This is a genomic window from Rhizobacter sp. P3_B12 (assembly GCF_056402895.1).
Map to the genome: position 1 here is coordinate 1 of NZ_JBFUGN010001185.1, position 1,686 is coordinate 1,686.

Genomic DNA, 1,686 nt, shown 5'->3' on the forward strand with positions numbered 1-1,686 from the left:
GAAGTTCACCGAAGGAGGCTTCCGCGACTGGGCCTATGGCCTGGCGCAGAAGGAATTCGGCGCCGAACTGATCGACGGCGGCCCGTGGTGCAAGTTCAAGAACCCGAACACCGGCAAGGACATCACGATCAAGGATTCGATCGCTGACGCCTTCCTGCAGCAGATCCTGCTGCGCCCGGCCGAGTACTCGGTGATCGCGACGCTGAACCTGAACGGCGACTACGTCTCCGACGCGCTGGCGGCCCAGGTTGGCGGCATCGGCATCGCCCCGGGTGCGAACCTGAGCGATTCGATCGCGATGTTCGAGGCCACGCACGGYACCGCACCGAAGTACGCCGGCAAGGACTACGTGAACCCGGGTTCCGAGATCCTGTCGGCCGAGATGATGCTGCGCCACATGGGCTGGACCGCAGCGGCCGACCTGATCATCAGCTCGATGGAAAAGTCGATCCTGTCGAAGAAGGTCACGTACGACTTCGCGCGCCTGATGGACGGCGCGACGCAGGTGTCGTGCTCGGGCTTCGGCCAGGTGRTGATCGACCACATGTGAGCGTCCGCCGGCGGCTTCGGCCCTGGCTGTGGTCTGCAAACCCCTTGTTCCTGCGTGGAGCGAGGGGTTTTTTCTTGGGCGCTGCCCGGCGCCATTGGATCTGGCAGCAATGAAAGCGGCCCAGCGCCGTCTGGTTCGGGAAGCCGATGAAGGCTTTCCGCACCAGACGAATCGCTGGGCCCGCGGCGTTCACGCCGCTTGCGCGGCGCGGGTCCTGCGCCCTAGGCTGCAGCGGCTGAGGACTCCGTCACACCGACAGAACTGCGGCGATGCGGGGTGGTCTCGGGTGCATCGAGCGCAGAGATGTTCTGCGCGAGCTGGCCTTTCGGGCCTTGCACCACTTCGTAGCTCACGCGGCCGCCCTGCTTGAGCGTGCGAAAGCCTTCACTCTGGATGGCCGAAAAATGTGCGAACACATCCTCGCCACCCCCTTCCGGTTCAATGAAGCCGAATCCCTTCGCATCATTGAACCACTTCACGGTTCCGAACAACTTCTGGGCCATATTGGTCTCCTATCCCTGTGAGCGAAGAATTTTGTGCGCCGCCTTGGTGACTGTCAAGGCACGGCAAACCAGGGTTCAGGGCCATGCAACCAAATGCATTCCCTTGCGGGTGCTGTCGTAGAACAATGGGCACGTTGTGATGCATTTCCGGGGCTTGCAGTTCGCTCGGGTGTCGCAATATCCGTTCGGGTGAGCACAGCAAAATCAACTCTATAGAATGGTTCCATGCCCGAGGAAAAACCGATACCGCCCGAGCCGCTGAAGCGGCCGACACCCGATGACGGGCAGGGGGCGGTCGTGGCCGAAAGGCAGGCCGCGAAGACAGAGCCGCCGCGCATGTACCAGGTGGTACTGCTCAACGACGACTACACACCGATGGAGTTTGTCGTGATGGTGCTTCAGGAGTATTTCCAGCGCGACCTCGAAACCGCGACGCAGATCATGCTCAAGGTTCACAAAGAGGGCCGCGGAGTCTGCGGCGTCTATACCAAGGACGTCGCTGCAACCAAGGTCGAATTGGTGCTGGCCGCTGCCCGTCGGGGCGGCCACCCGTTGCAATGCATTATGGAGGCCGCATGATCGCGCAAGAGCTTGAAGTCAGCCTGCACATGGCGTTCGTCGAGGCGCGCCAGC

The 1,686-nt window shown here is 62.2% G+C and carries 3 protein-coding genes; 2 read left to right on the forward strand and 1 reads right to left on the reverse strand.

Translation table 11 applies throughout. From position 1 onward, the window contains the following. Positions 1 to 550 (forward strand): isocitrate/isopropylmalate family dehydrogenase (locus tag AC1D01_RS33580; protein WP_477873799.1); only part of this gene is annotated, 550 nt, incomplete at its 5' end. Between the two features lie 221 nt (positions 551 to 771). On the opposite strand, the gene AC1D01_RS33585 is transcribed toward AC1D01_RS33580, so the two are convergent. Next, a complete protein-coding gene (locus AC1D01_RS33585) occupies positions 772 to 1,053 on the reverse strand; it encodes a cold-shock protein (RefSeq protein WP_056808144.1) in 282 nt (93 codons plus the stop codon). A 225-nt stretch (positions 1,054 to 1,278) separates the two neighbouring features. On the opposite strand from AC1D01_RS33585, the gene clpS reads away from it, so the two are divergent. Further along, positions 1,279 to 1,632, forward strand: a complete 354-nt coding sequence (clpS, locus tag AC1D01_RS33590; protein WP_052204767.1) for an ATP-dependent Clp protease adapter ClpS — start codon at positions 1,279 to 1,281, stop codon at positions 1,630 to 1,632. The last annotated feature ends 54 nt before the right edge of the window (positions 1,633 to 1,686 follow it).